The organism is Streptomyces sp. NPDC050704, assembly GCF_040654355.1.
Classification (GTDB): Bacteria; Actinomycetota; Actinomycetes; order Streptomycetales; family Streptomycetaceae; genus Streptomyces.
This window is the reverse complement of sequence record NZ_JBFAHW010000061.1, coordinates 17865-38219: the sequence shown is the minus strand read 5'-3', so window position 1 is coordinate 38219 and position 20355 is coordinate 17865. Positions and strand designations below refer to the sequence as shown.

Genomic DNA, 20355 nt, shown 5'->3' with positions numbered 1-20355 from the left:
TTATCCCTGACGGTCGGCCAGGCCGCGCTCGACGGCGTACCGCACCAGTTCCAGTCGGCTGCGCAGGTGCAGTTTTCCCAGCATGCGTTGGACATCGTTCTGCACCGTCCGGACCGAGATCGCCAGGCGCTGGGCCACCTCTCGGTAGCCGATGCCCCCGGCGACCAGCCTCAGGACCGCGGTCTCCCGAGTGGTGAGGCGTGCTGCGGGTTGTTCCCTCCCGTCGGCCGGGGTTGCGACGTCACCACGGGCGGAGTCACCAAGGGCGGAGTCACCGCGCATGAGGCCGGCCAGCCGCGGACTGAACACCGGTTCGCCTGCGGCCGTTCTGCGCACCGCGTCGACCAGTTCGTCGCGCGTCGACGACTTGAGCAGATAGCCGGTGGCACCCGATGCCAGAGCTTGCCGTACGTCCTCGGGCTCCCGGCTGGCGGAGAAGACCAGGACCCGGGCCGCCACGTCACCGTCCCGCAGTTCGCGGCAGAGTCGCGCACCTGACCTGTCCGGCAGATGCATCCCCGTGACGACCACGTGGGGCGCTCTCGCGCGCGCCTCGCGTAGTGCCCCGGCCGCGTCGTCGACTGTGGCGACAATGTCGTATCCCGCGGCCTTCAGATGGGCGGTGACCTCTCGACGCCACAGCGGATGATGGTCGACGACCAGGACGCGCGTTCCACCCCGCGCACCGATGGACGACAGAGTCGTCGGGCCCTGCGTCCGTGCCGGCCGGGTGGAGGGAATCGCCGCCGGGGCGATGTCCCGGGAACGAGCGGCCTCCGGCTCGGCTGCCTGCGAGAGACCGCGCTCGCCCTCCTCGGCAAGGCGCGCCGATACCCACAGGTCGCGGAAGTGCCCGACGTCTCCGCCCAGCGCGGTCACCACCATTTCCAGGGACCGCCAGCGTGGCGCTTCGGGACGGGTCAGCGCCCGGTGGACGGTGTCATGGCTGAGCAGCCGTGTGCGGTCAGCCAGTTCTCGCATGCTGGGCTCACCACCGCGCAGGTGGAGCAGGTACAGGGCCGTCAGGAGATCCGCCAGCGGACCCGGCGCAACGTCGGGTTTCCGTATGAGGGCCATACGCACCTCCCATTCGGCACGCCTGATGGACGTCGTCCGAAACTGTCAGATCCTGTCGAACCACATGTACAAGGTACTCAGACACCCATGAGTATTCCAGGTAAGTCTCGCCCCCCGACGGTGAGTTGTGACCCTCGACATGCTCACGACCTCCGTCCGGGAGTGAGGGAAGCCGTCTTCTTGGGAGTGCTCAGTGGATCGACGCCAGACCGAAGACCCCGGCCCTGAACCGCTGTTGTCCGTCAGGGCCGCCGTGGTCCTGCTCTTCGGCGTCGTGGGAGCGTGCGCGGCCGGTGGCATGTCCGCACTGGCCGGGGCGTCTTGGGCACAGGCCACCCTCACGGGTGCGGGCGCCTTCCTGGCCCTCGTGGCGTTCCTCAACACCATCATCGGCTAGCTACTTGCCCCAGAAGGGGCGTTTGGGCTGGTGACGGGCTCGGCGCTGCAGGACGGCGCCGGCCGCCGGCCTGTCGCATGCGCCGGGATCGACTGCATAAACGACATCTGTTGGTTTTCCTGCGAGTGTCGGTTAATGTGCTTCGTGGGAGTGGGCCCTGTCCGGCCGAGAGAGGAAGCCCCCGTCGACCGCTTCGGCGGAGTCGACGGGCTCTACAACGTCGGCGGCGACGCCGCGGCGAACGTGCCGCGGCGCAGACAAGGCCGGGCCCGCACGGCTACCAGAACCCCTGACCCCTGACCCCTGAGCTCAGCGTCGACTGGCCCACCCCAAAAGAGAGCATTGAGATGAACGCAAGGGCAGAGAGCCGTTTCGACGGCAAGGTGGCGATGGTCACCGGCGGAGTCTCCGGTATCGGTGCCGCGATCACCGAACGCCTGCTGGTCGAGGGCGCTGTCGTTGTCGCGGTGGACATCGATGCGGACGCTGTCGTGTCGTTCACGACGCAGCACGGCTCGAAGCGTCTGCAGCCCCGAGTGCTTGATGTTTCGGACGCCGACGCCACACGGACAGTGATCGAGGAGGTCGTCGCCGAGCACGGCCGGCTCGATCTCGTCGTTCCCAACGCCGGTATCGCCGCTCCCGGCAACGCTGCCGACGTCACCCTCGACGGGTGGACAGCGGTGCTGAACGTCGACCTCAACGGGGTGTTCCACACCATCCGCTACGCCCTGCCGCACCTGGCGGCAACACGTGGCTCCGTCGTCAGCACCGCATCCATCTCCGGACTCGGCGGCGACTACAACCTCGCCGCCTACAACGCGGCCAAAGGCGCCGTCATCAACCTCACCCGCAGCGTCGCCGTCGACTTCGGCAAACAGGGCGTGCGTGTCAACGCCATCGCCCCGGGGCCCGTCCTCACCCAGGGACTGCGGCAGTGGCTGGACGCCCGCACCGATGTCCGCGACCGCTACGAAGACCACATCCCGCTGGGACGCGCCGCCGAACCGTCCGAGATCGCGTCGGTGGTCGCGTTCCTCGCCTCCGACGACGCCTCGTACATCACCGGCGTCACCCTCGCCGTCGACGGCGGACTCACTGCCTGGACCGGCCAACCCCACGTCATGGGCTGAGAGGTCCTGAGAGGGCATCCGAGCCACTCCCGAACTCGCCGAGCACCAGGAGCGGTTCGTCAAGCGCATCAGCTCACAAGTTGGTCCGGCCGACCGCGCACCGCGCGAGGAGTCGCCGGCCGGGCGTGCGGTCGCACCCCGCACCACACCACGCAAGAACACAGGAACACAGGAACACAGGAACACAGGAACAGGAGTCATGCCATGAGGGGACTCACCGGACAGCGCATTGTCATCGCCGGAGGCGGCAACGGGATCGGCGCCGGCACCGCCGAGCGCCTTGCCGCCGAGGGCGCCACGGTCGTGATCGGCGACATCAACATGGACGCTGCGCAGGCCACCGCCAAGCGCATCAGCGATGGCGGAGGAACCGCCCTCGCCGTCGAGTTCGACCTCGCCGACGAGCGGTCGGTACAAGGACTGTTCGACACCGCCGTCGATCAACTCGGCGGAGTCGACGGGCTCTACAACGTCGGCGCCGACGCCTCGGCGGACGTGCTGGGCCGTGACGGCGACCTGCTGGACATGGACCCGGCCGTCTGGCGGCGTACCCTGGAGATCAACCTGATCGGCTACGCGCTCACCTGCCGTGCGGCTCTTCCCCTGCTGCTCGAACGGGGCGGCGGAGCGATCGTCAACACCTCCTCCGCGTCCGCGCACGTGGGCGACCACAAGCGTGCGGCGTACCAGACGAGCAAGGCCGGGATCAACGCGCTCACCCGCCACGTCGCCTCCCGCTGGGGCAAGCAGGGCATCCGTTGCAACTGCGTGTCACCCGGGGTGGTGATGACCGAGTCCGCGGAGAAGATGGCCCTGACCCCGGAGGCACTGGAATTCGCGCGGATGACCATCCCCAGCCCTCGCTTCGGCCAACCCGGCGACCTGGCCGGCGTGGTGGCGTTCCTGCTCTCCGAGGACGGGGAGTGGATCAACGGCCAGGTCTGGTCGATCAACGGCGGCGCACTATTGCGCGAATGACGACCCGCCACGCATGACTACCTCCCTGGATTCCGTAGCCCTTTCCGTCGCAGTGCGTCCGGATCCTTGAGCGGGGAGCGGAAAGTGCATTGCGAGCTGGTACGACGAGGATCGTCGTTCTTCGGAGGTGAGATTATTGCGGAACCATCCTTTGTTCGGTTCGAGGTGGCGGCAGCGAACTACGTTAGCGAGTGCGCACCGCATGTATGGCGTGAGTTGGCGCACTATAGTTCCCGCATGATGCCTGAGATGTTGGACAAGCTGGACCGGTACCGTGCGGAGATGGTGAGGCGGAATATCCCCTCCGGCGTCGTGGAACAGTGGATAGGTGCCGCCCTTCCTTGTGCGACCCTGACGCTGGACGGGGACGGGCCTGTCGTGGGCCGCTATGGCGGACCCCTGCTGCTTCCCCCTGGCGCCCCAGAACCCGAGTTTCCGTTCGTCGCCTCGCTCAATTGTGTAGATCTGTCTGAAAAGGTGACGGGACTTCCGCTGCCGCCCGACGGTCGTCTGCTGCTATTCGCGTTCCCCGACCTGGACGGTGGCGGTCAAGTGATGTACGTCCCCGAGGGGGCGGCCGTCGAGGAACGGGTAATTACCTTCGAGTACTACGATGAGGATCCGGATTGTCTGGAGATATCGGAGCAATATCCGCAGGGTGAACTGCATATGGCCGCCGATGTGTCCCTGCCGTTCCACAGCTCGAAGGCGAAGGCCACGGACCATGGTTGGCGGGGCGAGGAACTTCCCTGGGCGCCCTACGTGAGCATCAACTCGGATTTGTGGAACGTGGACGGCCGTGACTTCCCCCGCGGTGGGTGGGTGCAAGTGGGCGGGTACGCCCTGGAGGAATCCATGGACGTGAACCCCGTAGAATCAGCTGCGATTTCCTCGGACGAGACCTGGGACCTCGAGGACTGGGCGCTGTTGGCGGACTGGCATCCCAGCATCGGCGGCAGGGAAGGCTTTTCACTTCACTGGGCGATCCGGAGGCAGGAGCTGGCCGCCCGGCGCTTCGAGCGAGTATCTGAGTCGATGCACTGGAATCCGTGAAAGAACCCGCTGCCAGGGCGGGGAGCGTGCCCTGGCACCGAAGGGGCCGCTGTCCAGGCCAAGTTGAGTGAAGTAGTGAAGTGCTGTTCATCGTGTTGGAACGGGAACAGGAACAGGAACAGGAACTGGCCCGGGGGCGGTGGCACACGGTTGGTCGGGTCAGGCCTGGACGCTGTCGCGGATCAAGACCGTGATCGGACGCCGATTCCATGGCTGGGTGCCTACGTGAGCCGGGCCGGACCTGCGGCCGCGGCACGTGAGTACATGAGTGCCGTCTCCACGAGGCAGGGCATTGGCGGTCACCTCACGTCGGTTGCCAGATGTGGGCGAGCGTTGACGCGGTGAGAAGTTGTTCGGGGTGCCCCTGTCCTGCCAGGTGGCCGTTGTGGAGGAGGAGGCAGGCGTCCGCGGAGCGTGCGGCTTCGAGGTCGTGGGTGGCGTGGACGACGGTCACTCCGTCAGCGGGCAGTTCGGTCAGCAGCGCGCCGATCCAGCCCCTCGCCTCGGGGTCGAGTCCCGTGGTCGGTTCGTCCAGGAGGAGCAGGTCCGATTCCTGGGCGAGTCCTTGGGCGATCAGGGCGCGTTGCCGCTGTCCGCCGGACAGTTCTCCGAGTTGGCGGGTGGCGAGGTCGCTGATACCGAGCCTCTCCATGGCCTGTTCCACGGTAACGCGGTCCTGCCGGGTCAGTCTGCGCCACGGTCCGCGTTCGCCCCAGCGCCCCATTTCCACCATCTGCCTGACCGTCAGCGGCAGTGCGTCCCCGACGGCGCCGCGCTGCGGGACGAACGCCGGTGGCCGGTCGCCGTGGTGGTGGAGCTCGCCCGATGTGGGTTGGATCACGCCGGCCAGGACTCCGAGCAGGGTGGACTTCCCGCTTCCGTTCGGGCCGACGAGTGCGGTGGTGGCCAACGCCGGTATCTCCGCTTCCAGTTGATGGAGGACGGGGCGGCCCGGGTAGCCGGCGGAGAGCCCGGTGAAGCGGACGCGGGACGTCCTGTCCTCGGCTTGGCCGAAAGGAGGGGATTTTTTGAACATGATTTTCATTGTAATGTCCATCGCATGGAGTGGTTGACGGTTCCCTTCGAGGTGACCTTTGTGCAACGGGCCCTGTGGGGCGGGATGCTGGTGTCGGTGATCTGCGCACTGGCCGGTACCTGGGTAGTGCTCAGGGGGATGGCCTTCCTGGGTGACGCCATGTCCCACGGGCTACTGCCCGGAGTCGCCCTCGCCGCGCTGTTCGGTGGCAACCTGCTGGTCGGGGCGGTGCTGAGCGCGGTCGTCATGACCGCCGGTGTCACCGTCCTCGGCCGCACCCCGAGGCTGTCCCAGGACACCGGTATCGGCCTGCTCTTCGTGGGGATGCTGTCCCTCGGCGTCATCATCGTGTCGCGCTCGCAGTCCTTCGCGGTCGACCTGACCGGGTTCCTCTTCGGTGACGTCCTCGCCGTCCGTGAGCAGGACCTGGTGCTGCTGGGTGTGGCGCTGCTGCTGGCACTGGTCGTCTCGGTCCTCGGCCACCGGGCGTTCCTCGCCCTGGCCTTCGACCCGCGCAAGGCTCGAACGCTCGGCCTGCGTCCCCGGCTCGCTCACGCCGTGCTGCTCGGTCTGCTGGCGCTGGCCATCGTCGCCTCCTTCCACATCGTGGGGACGCTGCTGGTGCTGGGCCTGCTCATCGCTCCGCCGGCGGCCGCGTTGCCCTGGGCGCGCAGTGTGCGGGGCGTCATGGCCCTCGCGGCGCTGCTCGGTATCACCGCCACCTTCGGCGGGCTGCTGTTGTCCTGGCATCTGAGCACCGCGGCCGGCGCGACCGTCTCGGCCCTCGCGGTGGCCCTGTTCTTCCTCTCCCACCTGGCATCCGGTCTCCGCGACCACCGCCGTGCGCGCTTCGTCGGCGTGCCCGCCGCGGCAACCGACTGAAAAGAACCTGAGGCGATCTCCTTGCTCGTCCGAAGCAACGTCATGCCCTGGGGGGCTGCCGCGCTCGTGGCCCTCTCCGTGTTCACCACTGGCTGCGCCGGTCAGAACGACGACGCGTCCGCTCCGAAGTCCCGCGCCTCGGCCTCCCCTCCGCACGGGTACGTCGAGGGGGCACAGGAGAAGGCGGAGCAGCAGTCACGGCTGCTGCTCAACGACCCGGGAACCGGAGACACCCGGGTGCTCGATCTGATCACCGGAAAGGCGCAGAAGGTGTCCCGGAGGACGGGCACCACCGGGCTCACCACAGATGGCCGGCTCGGCTACTTCCACACCTCGGGCGGTTTGCACGTCCTCGACGGCGGCGCCTGGACGGTGGATCACGGCGACCACGTCCACTACTACCGCGCGGCCGTACGTGACGTGGGCCGGCTGCCCGGAGGGCCCGGCACCCGCGTCCGCAGCGACGCCGCCGTGACCACGGTGACCGACGAGGACGGCCGCGCCAGGATCTACCGTCGGGCCGAACTGGAGAAGGGCAGGGCCGGCTCGCCCCGCACGCTTCCCGACACACAGGCGGGCGTTGTCGTGCCGTATGCGGAGCACCTGCTCAGCCTCACCAGCCTCACCGACAACGGGCAGGACGCCGCGCGGCTCGCGGTGTACGACCGCGCGGGCAAGCGCGTCGCGTCGCCGGACGCGGTGTGCGAGGACCCGCGGGGCGATGCCGTCACCCGGCGCGGAGTCGTTCTGGGCTGCGCCGACGGTGCCCTGCTCGTCCGTGAGACCGACGGCGCGTTCACGGTCCAGCGGATCCCGTACGGCGAGGACGTACCCGAGAAGGAACGGGCCACGGCCTTCCGGTCCCGGCCCGGCAGCGACACGCTCACGGCTTCGGCCGGGGAGCGGGCCGTGTGGGTTCTGGACGTCACCGAGCGCACGTGGACACGGGTGAAGACCGGTCCCGTCGTCGCGGCAAACACGGCGGGCGAGGGCTCTCCCTTGATCGTGCTCCAGTCCGACGGATCGCTGCACGGCTACGACATCTCCACCGGCAAGCCGCTTTCGAAGACAAAGCCGCTGGTGACGGGCGCGCCCGAGGCCGCCACCGACCAGAGCGCGGGACCGGTCATCGAGGTCGACCGCAGCCGCGCATACCTCAACGACCCCCAAGGCAAACGCGTGTACGAGATCGACTACAACGACAACCTGCGCGTCGCGCGCACCTTCGACCTGGACATCGAGCCGGCCCTGATGGTGGAGACAGGCCGATGACACGACAGACGAGACGGACGCGACGGCCGTGGTCGCTGCGCACTTTCCTGCCGGTCCTGCTCGTCCTCGCCCTGGCCGGTGCCGGTACCGCCTGTACGAGCAGCGGTGACCAGCCCCGGGTGGTCGTGACGACCAACATCCTGGGCGACATCACCCGGGAGATCGTCGGCGACGGGGCCGAGGTGACGGTGCTGATGAAGCCGAACGCCGACCCGCATTCCTTCGGTCTGTCGGCCGTGCAGGCCGCCGAGTTGGAGCGGGCCGACCTGGTGATCTTCAACGGGCTGGGTCTTGAAGAGAACGTACTGCGGCACGTGGAGGCGGCCCGCGAGGCAGGGGTGGCCACCTTCGAGGCCGGCAAGGCGGCGGACCCGCTCACCTTCCAGGCCCACGACGACGGCGGACCCGAGGAGGAGGCCGGGCAGCCCGACCCGCACTTCTGGACGGACCCCGACCGCGTACGCAAGGCCGCCGGCCTGATCGCCGACCAGGTGGTCGAGCACGTGGACGGCGTCGACGAGAAGGCCGTCCGCGCCAACGCCGACCGCTACGACGGCCAACTCGCCGGCCTCACCACCTGGATGGAGAAGTCCTTCGACCGCATACCCGAACAGCGGCGCGCGTTGGTGACCAACCACCACGTCTTCGGCTACCTCGCCGAACGCTTCGACTTCCGGGTGGTGGGCGCGGTCATCCCGAGCGGTACGACGCTGGCCTCGCCCAGCTCCTCCGACCTGCGCTCACTCACCCAGGCGATGCGGAAGGCGGGCGTACAAACCGTGTTCGCGGACGCCTCCCAGCCCAAGCGGCTGGCCGAAGTGCTGCGTACGGAGATGGGCGGACAAGTGCGCGTCGTCGAGCTCTACTCCGAATCGCTGACCGCGAAGGGCAAGGGCGCCGGCACCTACCTGCAGATGATGCGCGCCAACACCACCGCCATGGCGGACGGCCTGACCAGCGCCTGAACCAGCGCCCCTGACGTGGACACCGGCCGACCGGTCCCTCAAGCACACCCACACCCGCATCCGCACCCACCGCCGCGCTCGCGCGGCACAGAAAGGAACACACCGGTGAACAAGCCGATACGCACCAGGGCCATCACGGGCACGGCCCTCGCCCTGGCGGTCTCCGCGGTCCTGACCGCCTGCGGAGGCGAGTCCACTTCCTCCTCCGACACGAAGGCCGAGGGCACGCCGCAGGCCAAGGCCGTAGCGGTCAAGGACCCGCTGGTCGCCACCTTCGACGGCGGTATGTACGTCCTGGACGGCGAGAGCCTGAAGCTGGCCGCCACGGTCGAGCTGCCCGGCTTCAACCGCCTCAACCCCGCCGGCGACGACTCCCACGTCATGGTCTCCACCGATGCCGGTTTCCGCGTTCTGAGCGTCACCGAACAGGCCTTCACCGGCATCGAGTACAAGGGCGCCAAGCCCGGCCACGTGGTACGGCACGCCGACAAGACGGTGCTGTTCACCGACGGCACCGGCGAGGTCAACGTCTTCGACCCCGACGACCTCGAAGGCGGCAAGAAGCCGCAGGGCCGCACCTACACCTCCGCCGAGCCGCACCACGGCGTCGCCATCGAACTGAGCAACGGCGAACTCCTCAGCACCCTCGGCACCGAGGAGAAGCGCACCGGCGCCCTTGTCCTGGACAAGAACAACAAGGAGATCAAGCGCAACGAGAAGTGCCCCGGCGTCCACGGCGAGGCCGCGGCCAAGGGCGAGGCCATCGGTATCGGCTGCGAGGACGGCATCCTGATCTACAAGGACGGCAAGTTCACCAAGGTCGACGCCCCCGACGACTACGGCCGCATCGGTAACCAGAGTGGCAGCGACGTGTCGCCCATCCTGCTGGGCGACTACAAGACCGACCCGGAGGCCGAACTGGAGCGGCCGACCCGCATCTCCCTCATCAACACCGAGACCGGGAAACTGCGCCTCGTCGACCTGGGCACCAGCTACTCCTTCCGCTCACTCGGCCGCGGACCCAACGGCGAGGCACTCCTCCTGGGCACCAACGGCACCCTCCACGTCATCGACCCGGAAACGGGCAAGGTGGACAAGAAGATCCCCGTCGTAGACGAGTGGCAGGAGCCGCTGGACTGGCAGCAGCCCCGGCCCACCCTCTTCGTCCGTGACGACATCGCGTACGTCTCCGAACCGGGTAAGCGCAAGTTGCACACGATCGACATCGAGTCGGGCAAGAAGGTCATGTCCGTGACCCTGCCGAAGAGCACGAACGAGCTGTCCGGCGTCGTCGCCGGCCACTGATCGTCCGACCTCGGCGAAGCCGCTCCGCACCCCGGGCCGACGTCCTACGACGGCCCGGGGTGCCGGCGTGCCCCGGCACGAAGATCGTCGGCCTGCGGCATGAAATAGGCGGGGAAACCCACGGGTATCTCCTGCGGGGCCGACGTGTGCACGGATGGCTGCGCTCTGCCAGCGGCGGCATAGCCGCCGCCCGCCCCTCGGCCCCTCGGCCCCTTGCCCCTCGCCCCTCGCCTCTGGCCTCTGGCCCTCCGGCATTCGCTGATCCGCCCCCGCGATCCGATCGCGGGTGTCCGTGGCGCGCGTCGTCGGCGCATTGATCCTGGGCGCCCAGGCGGCCGGCCACTGTGCGACTCATCTCTCAACGGCTGCGCGAGCCAGACTCGATCCTTTGACTTTGTCGAGTGATAAAGTCCGTCGAACGGAAGGCGTCGCGTGCCTTTCTGTCCGTGCGCCCGCCCCTGCCCGTGAGGCATCGCGCGGACCCCTTGGCGGAAGGACTGATCTGGCCATGCGTGTATTCATGAACGAACCGGTCGAGAGCATGGACCGGCCCTACGCCCGGCGCTGGTGGGCTCTGCTCGTCCTTTGTCTGAGCCTGCTGATGATCGTGATGGCCAACACCGCTCTCACGGTCGCGGCCCCCTCCATGACCCAGGACCTCGGCCTGACCAGCACGGACCTGCAGTGGGTCATCGACGGCTACACCATCCCGTACGCCGCGCTGATGCTGCTGTTCGCCGCGATCGGCGACAAGTACAGCCGACGCGGTGCACTCGTTCTCGGGCTCGTCCTGTTCGGCGGCGGAGCGATAGGGGGTTCACTCGTCGACAGCGCCATCGGGGTCATCGCGGCCCGTGCCGTGATGGGTGTCGGCGCGGCGCTCATCATGCCCGCCACGCTCTCCCTCGTCGCCGCGACCTTCCCGCGCGCCGAGCGGACCAGGGCGATCACCTTGTGGGCGGGCACCGCCGGGATCGCCATCGCGGCTGGACCGCTGTTCGCGGGCATGCTGCTGGAGAGCTTCAGCTGGCAGTCCACCTTCCTGATCAACATTCCCGTGATCATCCTCGCCATCGTCGGCGCCTTTGTCCTGGTACCGCCGTCCAAGGCCACGCACAGCCCGCGGATCGACTACGTCGGCGGTCTGCTGTCGGTGGCGTGGATCGCCGCACTGGTCTTCACCCTCATCGAGGCCCCGCACGGCTGGGACACCAAGACGGTCACGGCCACGGTCGTCACGGTCGCGGGGCTCGTGGCGTTCGTCCTGTGGGAGCTGCACCACCCGCATCCCCTCCTCAACCTGCGCCACTTCGCGAACCGCGCGTTCACCGGTGCCAACATCGCCGTCGTCCTGTTCCTCCTCGCGATCTTCGGCGCCTTCTACTACGTCACCCAGCACCTCCAGTTCGTCCTGGAATACAACGCGTTGGAGACCGGCCTGCGCATGCTGCCGCTCGCCGGCGCGGTCTTCGCCGGCTCCGTGCTGACCGGCTACCTCACCCCGCGCTTCGGTCAGAAGGTGACCATCGTCGCGGGCATGGTCGGCGGCACGGCGGCACTCGCGCTGCTCACCCAGATCGACAAGTCGTCGTCGTACGGCGATTTCGTGGCACCCCTCAGCACCCTCGGGCTCGCGATGGGCCTGGCGCTCGCGCCCTGCACGGACGCGATCATGGGCACGTTCCCGGAGGAGGAGCTGGGCGTGGGCAGCGCGGTCAACGACACCTCGCAGGAGCTGGGCGGGGCGATCGGCATCGCCATCCTCGGGTCAGTGCTGTCGACCTCGTACTCCTCGGGCCTGTCGGACGCGACCGCGGGCAGCGAACTCCCCGCCGACGCACTGAGCCAGGCGCAGGACTCGGTCGCCGCCGGATACGGGGTCGCCCAGGGCATCGGCGACCAGGCCCGGCAACTCACCGAACAGGCGGCGCGGGCGACCGACCCGCAGCAGGCCGCACAGCTCGAGGAGCAGGCCGGCCAACTCGCCGACGGCGCGCACCGGATGGCGGACGCGGTCGGCTCGTCCTTCGCGGACGCGGTGGCTCACACCAGCCTGGTGGGCGCGGCGATCCTGGGAGTGGGGGCGGTGGCCGTGGCCTTCCTGCTCCCCGGCAAGGACCGTACCGCGGCGGCAGGAGCGGAGAGTGACTCCGAGTCCGGCGAAGGGACCGGGACTTCGGCCGCCCTGGAGAAGGAGTCCGAGTTCACGGGACCGAAGCCATGAGCCACGTGGCAACGGCGCGAGCGCCCGACCGCTGTCAGCTCGAAGGTACGGACACCAGGTCCAGGCGGCCGCCGGCCATCGCCACCACTGCGGACACGAACGCCTGGAGGCAGGCGTGCTCGGCCTCCTCGTCGGGGTGCGAGAGGTGCTGCAGCATCAGCCCGTCGAAGCCGGCGAGGAAGAACCGCGCAATCGTCTCCGCGGGCTGGGCGAGGGTCAGGCCGGTGCGCTCGGCCGCCTCGGTCACCAGTCGCGCCGTCACCTCGGTCGCGCCCAGGTTGTGACTTTCAAGAGCCTCGTTCAGGGCGGGGGAGCGCAGCGCGAACATGGTCAGTTCCATCAGGAGCTGATGACTGGCGGGCTGCTCGCGGACCGTCCGCCACAGGGCGGCGGCCAGCGTGCCGACCGTCTCCTCGAACCCGGCTCCGGTCGGCGCCGCTCCCTCGACCTGCGCGATCAGATCCTGTTTGAGCTGCTCCATGACGGCGCGGTACAGCTCTTCCTTCGTGCCGAAGGTGTAGTGCACCGTGGCCTGGGCCACTCCCAGCTCGGCGGCGATGGCACGTGTGCTTCCCGCCGCGACCCCTTCCCTCGCCATGTAGTCGATGGCCGCTTTGATCAACTGAGGGCGGCGCTCGGCCGCGGGAACGTGAGCCATGGCTGCATGATAACGACTGAGTCCCATGAACAAGTCGCTTGAACCTCTTCGGTTCGATCGCGACGGGGCACGTGCTACCCGACTTCGCCGTCTTTACGAGCCGGCCCTGGACGAGACCCGGGTCGCGCTGAACTCGTATCCGCCGCCAGGCCACTGCCAGGCGCCGGTCAGTGTGTTGCGATCGGCGCTGAATGTCGCTCGCGCGAACGCGGGTGACCCCTTCTCGCCGCCCCAGATGGTCAGCACCTCGCCTTCCAGCTCCCAGGTGTAGTCAAGAGTGTCCCCGCTGTCGGTGTAGGCCCGTGAAGAGATGGTCTCGGCGGCCTGCTCGGCCATGAACGGCTTCTCATAGCCGATGACCTCGGTCACGTGGTGCGTCTCGCCGCCTTGGGTCAGACTCGCTCGCTGGATCAGGAAGTGCCCGCCGCGCATCCACGAGTACGTCGTCTCGCCCTCCGCTTCGCCGCTCAACTTCCACGTTCCGACGAGCACGTCGAGGGCTTTGAGCTGGGGGCGCGCGTCGTCGTTCACCGAGTACGTCACAAGGTCTCCTTCGGATGGGCCGCGGATCTTGCGGCCGTTGCTGAATGAAGACCGGATGTACGTGCTCAACTCATCGGTCCGGTCGGTCCCGCTCGGCGCAAACCACGGTGTGCCGTTACGCCGGACGCGGTGCTCCACGGCCGCGGCACCGTCTCGTTGACCTCGGTGGACCAGCCCCGGGGCGCGTTCGTCGCCGGGGTGGTCCACCCTTCGAGCTGCGTTACGAGTTGCGCCAGACCGTGCCGCGGCGCTCGTACTCCAACACGGTCTCGACCTGGTTGGCGAACTGCGCGCCCAGGAACCGCTCGACCAGCCAGACCGCGGCATCCAGACCGGAGGTGATGCCACCGCACGTGACGAGGTCGCCGTCATCGACCACGCGCGCGTTGACCACCTTCGCGCCCTGTGCGGCGAGTGCGGCCTTGCTGTCCGCGTGAGTGGTGGCCGGTCTGCCGCGCGTGAACCCGGCCGCCGACAAGGCCATCACGCCGGTGCAGACCCCGACCATGATCGCTTCGACGCCGGCGAGGCGCCGGATGAAGGCCTTGTCCGCGAGCAGCCGGTGCATGCCCGATCCTGGCTGGTCGTGACGCATGCCGCCGGGCACGATCAGCACATCGGCGTCCTGCGGTGACCAGCCGCGCGGTACCTCCATCCGCAGACCTCTCGACGCGGTGACCATGGTCGGCTTGTCGGTCGACACCAGCGTCGTTCGGATGGCGCCGCCCATGGTGGCGGCGATGGACAGCACGTCGAAAGGCGCGATGGAATCCAGCTCCTCCACACCCTCGTAGAGCAGAATCTGGACCCGCAACGGTGACGCCGCCGAGGCGAGGGGCACACCCGTCGCCGCCAGCCCGGTGGACAACGCGGACGCGCGCAGGAAAGTACGGCGCTCCAAGGCAACCTCCTAGTGAGAACTCTCCCCTGAGGGGTCGGCTCGGCCCCACCGGTAGTTCCCGGCGCTGTTGTGGAGGGTTGGCCGGCGTCGTGCCCGCGACGGCGTCGCCGGCCATCGCACCCGACCCCTACGCCCACTTCATGCCAGAGGCGGGGAAGAAGGGACGCGGGGCGATCGATAGCCTGCTGGGGGAGCGGAGGGGGGCGAGTTCGACCCGGGCTCCCCAGATTCTCCCCAGGACCGGTCCTGAGCGACTGTCGATCCGGCCGATGAGCGGAAAACAATGAGGTGAGAGGTCATATGTTCACGACCCGTCCTACGCTCCAGGGCACCTTCGGAATGGTGTCCTCCACCCACTGGCTCGCCTCGCAGTCGGCGATGGCCGTTCTGGAGGACGGCGGCAACGCGTACGACGCCGCCGTGGCCGCCGGTTTCGTCCTGCACGTCGTCGAGCCGCACCTCAACGGGCCCGCCGGCGAGGTGCCGATCATCCTCGCCCCGGCGGGCGGGGAGGTGCGGGTGCTGTGCGGTCAGGGCGTGGCACCGGCCGGGGCGACGATCGACCACTACAGGGGACTCGGTCTGGAGCTCGTACCCGGCACCGGGCCCCTCGCGGCCGCCGTGCCGGGCGCCTTCGACGCGTGGTTGCTGCTTCTGCGCGACCACGGCACGAAGTCCCTGGCGGACGTCCTGAAGTACGCCGTCGGGTACTCCGAGGACGGGCACGCGCCCGTGGAGCGCGTCGGCGAGACCGTCGAGACGGTACGGGAGCTCTTCGAGACCGAGTGGACGTCGTCGGCCGAGGTGTACCTGCCTGGTGGGCGGGCCCCGCAGCCGGGCGAGCTGTTCCGCAACCCCGCGCTGGCCGCGACCTGGCGGCGGCTGCTCGCGGAGGCCGCGGCGGTCGGCGACGACCGGGTCGCACAGATCGAGGCCGCCCGGCGGATCTGGCGCGAGGGCTTCATCGCCGAAGCGCTGGTACGGCAGGCGGCCCGGCCCACCATGGACACCAGCGGCAGGCGCAACGCCGGAACGCTGTCGGCGGCCGACCTGGCTTCCTGGTCCGCGTCCTACGAGGCCCCGGCCACGTACGACTGGCGGGGCTGGACCCTGTGCAAGGCGGGCCCCTGGAGCCAGGGCCCGGTCCTCCTCCAGCAGCTGGCCCTGCTGCCGCCGGAGCTGCCGCGGTACGGCTCCGCCGAGTACGTGCACCTGCTGATCGAGGGCTGCAAGCTCGCGATGGCCGACCGGGAGGCCTGGTACGGGGACGCGGGCGAGGTGCCGTTGGGGGAGCTGCTGTCGGAGGAGTACAACGCCGGGCGGCGGGCGCTGGTCGGGGAGAAGGCCTCGTACGAGTTGCGGCCGGGCAGTCCCGGAGCGCGCACTCCGCGGCTCAGCGGGCACGCGCGCGTGGTGGCCGAGGGGGAGGCCGGGTTCGACGTGCTCGGGGTGACGGGGGCGGGGGAGCCGACCGTGGCGAGGGCCGGGGCCGAGGCGGGCGCCGGTGAGCCGACCGTGGCCAAGCGGCCGACGTCTCCCGTGCCCGGGGAGCCGGCTGTCTCGGCGGACGGCGGCACCCGGGGCGACACCTGCCACCTCGACATCGTCGACCGCTGGGGCAACATGGTCGCGGCCACGCCCAGTGGCGGCTGGCTGCAGTCCAACCCCGTCGTGCCCGAGCTGGGCTTTCCGCTGGGCACCCGGCTCCAGATGGCCTGGCTGGACGAGGGGCTGCCCAACTCCCTCACGCCGGGCCGCCGCCCGCGTACGACACTCACTCCCTCGCTCGCGCTGCGGGACGGGGCGCCGGTCATGGCGTTCGGCACGCCCGGCGGCGACCAGCAGGACCAGTGGCAGCTGCACTTCTTCCTGGCCGTCGCCCTGCGCGCCCAGGTGCGCGGCGGCCTGGACCTCCAGGGCGCCATCGACGCCCCGAACTGGCACAACGACAGCTTCCCCGGCTCCTTCTACCCGCGCGGTATGCGCCCCGGCAGTGTGACCGTCGAGTCCCGCACGGCTCCCGAAGTCGTCGAGGAGCTGCGCCGCCGCGGTCACGACGTCCTGGTCGGGGAGGCCTGGTCGGAGGGGCGGCTGTGCGCGGTGGCGCGGGATCCGCGCACCGGGGTCCTGTCGGCGGCGGCGAATCCGCGGGGGATGCAGGGGTACGCGGTCGGGCGCTGAGCCCCGCTGCGCCGGGGCCTGCGGCGGTGATCTCGTGGCGCGGTCTCCGCGCCGGTTGTTCATGGTGATTCCATCCGTGATGCACCGGCCGGGTGGGGATTGTCAGAGGCGCGTGCTCTCATGGAGTCATGATCGAAGACATGGAAACCATCGACGAGTTTCTCGCTCACCGCACCGCCGACGTCGAAGAGGCGGTCCGCAAAGCGGCCGCCACCGAGATCATGCCGCGCTTCCGGCAGCTCGCGGCACACGAGATCGACGAGAAGACCGGCCCGCACGACCTGGTCACGGACGCCGACCGCAAGGCCGAGGAGTACCTCACCAAGGCGCTCGTCGAGCTGCTGCCCGGCTCGGTCGTGGTGGGCGAGGAGGCGGTGCACGCCAACCCGGTGACGTACGAGGCGATCAAGGGCGAGGCGCCGGTCTGGATCGTCGACCCGGTCGACGGCACGCGTCAGTTCGTGCACGGCGACCCCGGCTTCTGCACGCTGGTCGCGCTCGCACAGGGCGGAGTCCTGCTGGCGTCATGGACGTACGCACCGGCCCGCGACCAACTCGCCGTAGCCATACGGGGCCAGGGTGCCCTCCTCGACGGCGAACCCCTCCGCTCCGGCTCGCCCACCCCCGGCCGCGACCTCGAAGTGGCCCACTCGCACCCCGACTACACGACGGACGACGAGAAGCGCGCGCTCCTCGGTCTCCAGGCGGCGGGCGTCCGGCCGCGGCCGTGCGGCTCCGCCGGACTGGAGTATCTCGCCATCGCGCGGGGTGAGTTGGATGCGACTGCGTTCTCATGGGAGGCCGCCTGGGATCATGCGGCGGGGATCCTGCTGGTGGAGGAGGCGGGTGGCGCGCATCTGACGCTCGCGGGGGAGCCGTTCCGGATAACCGGCGGCAACGCACTCCCGTTCACGGCGGCGCGGGACGCGGCCACGGCTCGCCGGGTGCTGGGACTTCTGTCGGACGGAGCCTGACCTCTGGTGGGGTGCGGCCCCGGGGCCCGCGACCAGCGGACCTCACCCGGGCGCACGGAACCGGAACCGACGCGTCGGCCGCCGACGATCACCCGCACTCCGGGACTGACCTCAGGACTGTCCGAGGCCCGGCATATCCTGATCCGTAGTGGCCATCGGCAGACGAAGGAGTCCGGAGGTGCCGTCGATGCTCGATGCCGTCGTGGTGGGTGCGGGGCCGAACGGCCTGACGGCTGCCGTGGAGCTGGCCCGCCGCGGCTTCTCCGTGGCCGTCTTCGAGGCCCGCGACAAGGTCGGCGGCGGCGCCCGCACCGAGGAGCTGACGCTGCCGGGTTTCCGGCACGACCCGTGCTCGGCCGCGCATCCGCTGGGCATCAACTCGCCCGCGTTCCAGGCGATGCCGCTGGGGCGGTACGGCCTGGAGTGGCTGCAGCCCGACCTGCCCATGGCACACCCCTTCCCGGACGGCACGGCGGCGGTGCTGTCCCGGTCCGTGGGGGAGACGGCGGCCTCGTTCGGTCCGCACGACGCGGGCGCGTACCGCAGGCTCGTCGAGCCCTTCACCCACAAATGGGACACCCTGGTACGGGATTTCATGGCCCTGCCGCTCACCGCCCTGCCCCGCGACCCGGTCACCCTCGCCCGCTTCGGCCTCGTCGGTCTGCCGCCCTCGACCTGGCTGATGCGCAGGTTCCGCGACGAGCGGGCGCAGGCCCTGTTCGCCGGACTGGTCGCGCACGTCATGTCGCCGCTCGACGGCTTCGCCAGCGGCGCCGTCGGCCTCGTCTTCGCGCTGGCGGCGCACGCCGCCGGCTGGCCCGTCGCGCGCGGCGGCTCCCAGTCGATCTCCGACGCGCTGACCGCATACCTCCAGGATCTGGGCGGCGCGGTCCACACCGACTACGAGGTGAAGCGGCTCGACGACCTGCCGCCCGCGCGCGCGTATGTCTTCGATACGTCGCCCACCGCGCTGAGCCGGATCGCGGGCTTCGGGCGGTACTACGAGCGCTACCGGTACGGGGCGGGTGTCTTCAAGGTCGACTACGCCCTCGACGGGCCGGTGCCGTGGACCGCCAAGGAGCCGCGCACCGCCGGGACCGTACAGATCGGCGCGAGCCGAGCGGAGATCGGTGCCGCCCTGCAGGCGGCCTCCCGGGAGGGCCGGGCACCCGACGCGCCGTTCCTGATCACCGTGCAGCCCAGTGTCGTCGACCCGTCCCGCGCGCCGGCCGGCAAGCACGTGTTCTGGGCGTACGGCCATGTTCCGAACGGCTGGACCGGGGACCTCACCGACGCGATCGAGCGCCAGCTGGAGCGGTTCGCGCCCGGCTTCCGGGACCGCGTCCTCGCCCGCGCCACGGCGGGCCCGCCCGAACTCGCCGCGCGCAACGCCAACTACGTGGGCGGCGACATCGCCTGCGGCGCCGCCTCCGGGCTGCAACTGCTGCTGCGCCCCAAGCTGTCCCTGTTCCCGTACAGCACCCCGCACCCGGCGGTGTTCATCTGCTCCTCGGCCACCCCGCCGGGGCCCGGCGTGCACGGTATGTCGGGGCACAACGCGGCCAAGGCCGTATGGCGGAAGCTGCGCCGGACATGAGCGCCGCGACCGCCATCGAACTCGTCCAGGGCGACATCACGCGGCAGAGCGTGGACGCGATCGTCAACGCCGCCAACTCCTCACTGCTGGGCGGCGGAGGCGTGGACGGTGCCATCCACCGGCGCGGCGGCCCCGAGATCCTCGCCGAGTGCCGGGCCCTGCGAGCGTCGCAGTACGGCAGGGGGCTCGCGACGGGCCAGGCCGTCGCCACCACGGCGGGCGAGCTGGACGCGCGGTGGGTGATCCACACGGTCGGCCCGGTGTATCAGGGCGCCGGCAGCGATCCCGCGCTGCTCGCCTCCTGCTATCGGGAATCACTCCGGGTGGCCGACGAACTCGGTGCTCGGACGGTCGCGTTCCCGGCCATCTCCACCGGCGTCTACAGATGGCCGATGGAGGACGCCGCGCGCATCGCGCTGGAGACGGTGCGGGACACGGAGACGGCGGTCACGGAGGTCAGGTTCGTCCTCTTCGACGAGCGGGCGTTCGCGGCGTTCGCTGCGTACGCCGGGCGACTCCGCTGACCTGGCAACCCGAGCCCGAGCCCGAGCCCGAGCCCGAGTCCGAACCTGAACCCGAGCACGGCCGCGGCCGCCCGCCGGGCGTTCACTCGGCCGATGGCAGTGGCGCGTTGATCTCCACCAGGTAGCCGTCGGGGTCACGAAAGTGCGCGGCCCGGATGCCCCAAACCGGCCAGTCCTGGGCCTCCTTGACCAGGGTGGCGCCCGCGGCCTTGAGCCGGGCGGCGGTGGCGTCCACGTCGTCGGTCTCCAGGATCAGTGCGAAGCGGTCCTGGCCGGGCAGTTCCGATCCGGCGCCGAGGGTGCCGAGCGCCTCGGCCATGACCTCGCGCTTGTTGAGGGCCAGATGCGTGCCCGACCCCATGTCCAGTTCCGCGTAGCGGGTGTCCTCGTCACCCCACAGGACCGTGAAGCCGCATACGTCGCGGTAGAAGAGGAAGCACGCCTTGTAGTCCTCCACCATCAGGCGGACATGACTGCAACGCACGGATGTTCCTTTCGCCGGGTGACGGGTTGGTTGAGCGAAGGGCTCAGTGACGAATCGTCAAACTACCCGCACCACCGTCCCGTCGGCCAAGCCGTCCAAGTCGGTTCCGCCACGCCGGTTGTCACGTTGTTCGATCTTGCGTTCGGGTCGACGTACGCTCAACTCGGCTGG

At 69.6% G+C, this 20355-nt stretch carries 19 protein-coding genes; 13 read left to right on the top strand and 6 right to left on the bottom strand.

Features of this window, described 5'->3' with window-relative positions:
- Nucleotides 1-1077 carry a response regulator transcription factor gene (locus AB0I18_RS30945; RefSeq protein WP_363108927.1) on the bottom strand — a complete coding sequence of 359 codons (1077 nt, stop codon included), beginning with the start codon at nt 1075-1077 and terminating at the stop codon, nt 1-3.
- A 193-nt stretch (nt 1078-1270) separates the two neighbouring features.
- On the opposite strand from AB0I18_RS30945, the gene AB0I18_RS30940 reads away from it, so the two are divergent.
- The 4 genes from AB0I18_RS30940 (at nt 1271) to AB0I18_RS30925 (ending at nt 4638) form a co-directional block, all read left to right on the top strand.
- A complete protein-coding gene (locus AB0I18_RS30940; RefSeq protein ID WP_363108926.1) occupies nt 1271-1474 on the top strand; it encodes a hypothetical protein in 204 nt (67 codons plus the stop codon).
- Between the two features lie 347 nt (nt 1475-1821).
- Nucleotides 1822-2607 (top strand): SDR family NAD(P)-dependent oxidoreductase, encoded by a 786-nt coding sequence (locus AB0I18_RS30935; protein ID WP_363108925.1) that lies wholly within the window; start codon nt 1822-1824, stop codon nt 2605-2607.
- 204 nt (nt 2608-2811) lie between these two features.
- Nucleotides 2812-3585, top strand: coding sequence for an SDR family oxidoreductase (locus tag AB0I18_RS30930; RefSeq protein WP_363108924.1), 774 nt, complete (start codon nt 2812-2814; stop codon nt 3583-3585).
- Nucleotides 3586-3822: 237 nt separating this feature from the next.
- Nucleotides 3823-4638: a hypothetical protein gene (locus AB0I18_RS30925; protein ID WP_363108923.1), complete on the top strand. Its 816-nt coding sequence runs from the start codon at nt 3823-3825 to the stop codon at nt 4636-4638.
- A 304-nt stretch (nt 4639-4942) separates the two neighbouring features.
- Here AB0I18_RS30925 and aztA read toward each other — a convergent pair whose 3' ends face one another.
- Nucleotides 4943-5683 (bottom strand): zinc ABC transporter ATP-binding protein AztA, encoded by a 741-nt coding sequence (gene aztA / locus AB0I18_RS30920; protein ID WP_363108922.1) that lies wholly within the window; start codon nt 5681-5683, stop codon nt 4943-4945.
- Between the two features lie 15 nt (nt 5684-5698).
- Here aztA and aztB point away from each other — a divergent pair, with 15 nt between their 5' ends.
- From aztB to AB0I18_RS30895, 5 genes are all read left to right on the top strand, one after another.
- Nucleotides 5699-6556: a zinc ABC transporter permease AztB gene (gene aztB, locus AB0I18_RS30915; RefSeq protein ID WP_363108921.1), complete on the top strand. Its 858-nt coding sequence runs from the start codon at nt 5699-5701 to the stop codon at nt 6554-6556.
- 21 nt (nt 6557-6577) lie between these two features.
- Nucleotides 6578-7828 carry a hypothetical protein gene (locus AB0I18_RS30910; RefSeq protein ID WP_363108920.1) on the top strand — a complete coding sequence of 417 codons (1251 nt, stop codon included), beginning with the start codon at nt 6578-6580 and terminating at the stop codon, nt 7826-7828.
- Nucleotides 7825-8793, top strand: a complete 969-nt coding sequence (gene aztC, locus AB0I18_RS30905) for a zinc ABC transporter substrate-binding protein AztC (protein ID WP_363108919.1) — start codon at nt 7825-7827, stop codon at nt 8791-8793. The genes AB0I18_RS30910 and aztC overlap by 4 nt, the downstream gene beginning before the upstream one ends.
- 105 nt (nt 8794-8898) lie before the next feature.
- The gene (gene aztD, locus AB0I18_RS30900; RefSeq protein ID WP_363108918.1) at nt 8899-10098 is read left to right on the top strand and encodes a zinc metallochaperone AztD; all 1200 of its coding nucleotides are present in this window, start codon (nt 8899-8901) and stop codon (nt 10096-10098) included.
- A 508-nt stretch (nt 10099-10606) separates the two neighbouring features.
- Entirely contained in the window at nt 10607-12322 is a 1716-nt protein-coding gene (locus AB0I18_RS30895) for a DHA2 family efflux MFS transporter permease subunit (RefSeq protein WP_363108917.1), read from the top strand.
- A gap of 34 nt (nt 12323-12356) precedes the next feature.
- On the opposite strand, the gene AB0I18_RS30890 is transcribed toward AB0I18_RS30895, so the two are convergent.
- The 3 genes from AB0I18_RS30890 to AB0I18_RS30880 form a co-directional block, all read right to left on the bottom strand.
- The gene (locus AB0I18_RS30890) at nt 12357-12980 is read right to left on the bottom strand and encodes a TetR/AcrR family transcriptional regulator (RefSeq protein WP_363108916.1); all 624 of its coding nucleotides are present in this window, start codon (nt 12978-12980) and stop codon (nt 12357-12359) included.
- A gap of 93 nt (nt 12981-13073) precedes the next feature.
- The gene (locus tag AB0I18_RS30885; protein WP_363108915.1) at nt 13074-13523 is read right to left on the bottom strand and encodes a hypothetical protein; all 450 of its coding nucleotides are present in this window, start codon (nt 13521-13523) and stop codon (nt 13074-13076) included.
- Between the two features lie 220 nt (nt 13524-13743).
- On the bottom strand, nt 13744-14424 hold the full coding sequence (locus tag AB0I18_RS30880; RefSeq protein WP_363108914.1) for a DJ-1/PfpI family protein: 681 nt from the start codon (nt 14422-14424) through the stop codon (nt 13744-13746).
- 300 nt (nt 14425-14724) lie between these two features.
- Between AB0I18_RS30880 and AB0I18_RS30875 the strand changes: the two genes are divergently transcribed.
- The 4 genes from AB0I18_RS30875 to AB0I18_RS30860 all read left to right on the top strand — a co-directional run bounded on the left by AB0I18_RS30875 (nt 14725) and on the right by AB0I18_RS30860 (nt 19700).
- Nucleotides 14725-16605 carry a gamma-glutamyltransferase gene (locus tag AB0I18_RS30875; RefSeq protein WP_363108913.1) on the top strand — a complete coding sequence of 627 codons (1881 nt, stop codon included), beginning with the start codon at nt 14725-14727 and terminating at the stop codon, nt 16603-16605.
- A 128-nt stretch (nt 16606-16733) separates the two neighbouring features.
- Nucleotides 16734-17579: an inositol monophosphatase family protein gene (locus AB0I18_RS30870; RefSeq protein WP_363108912.1), complete on the top strand. Its 846-nt coding sequence runs from the start codon at nt 16734-16736 to the stop codon at nt 17577-17579.
- A gap of 187 nt (nt 17580-17766) precedes the next feature.
- Nucleotides 17767-19176: an NAD(P)/FAD-dependent oxidoreductase gene (locus AB0I18_RS30865; protein WP_363108952.1), complete on the top strand. Its 1410-nt coding sequence runs from the start codon at nt 17767-17769 to the stop codon at nt 19174-19176.
- Nucleotides 19173-19700: an O-acetyl-ADP-ribose deacetylase gene (locus AB0I18_RS30860; RefSeq protein WP_363108911.1), complete on the top strand. Its 528-nt coding sequence runs from the start codon at nt 19173-19175 to the stop codon at nt 19698-19700. The genes AB0I18_RS30865 and AB0I18_RS30860 overlap by 4 nt, the downstream gene beginning before the upstream one ends.
- A gap of 82 nt (nt 19701-19782) precedes the next feature.
- Here AB0I18_RS30860 and AB0I18_RS30855 read toward each other — a convergent pair whose 3' ends face one another.
- Nucleotides 19783-20184 carry a VOC family protein gene (locus AB0I18_RS30855; protein ID WP_363108910.1) on the bottom strand — a complete coding sequence of 134 codons (402 nt, stop codon included), beginning with the start codon at nt 20182-20184 and terminating at the stop codon, nt 19783-19785.
- Nucleotides 20185-20355 lie beyond the last annotated feature (171 nt).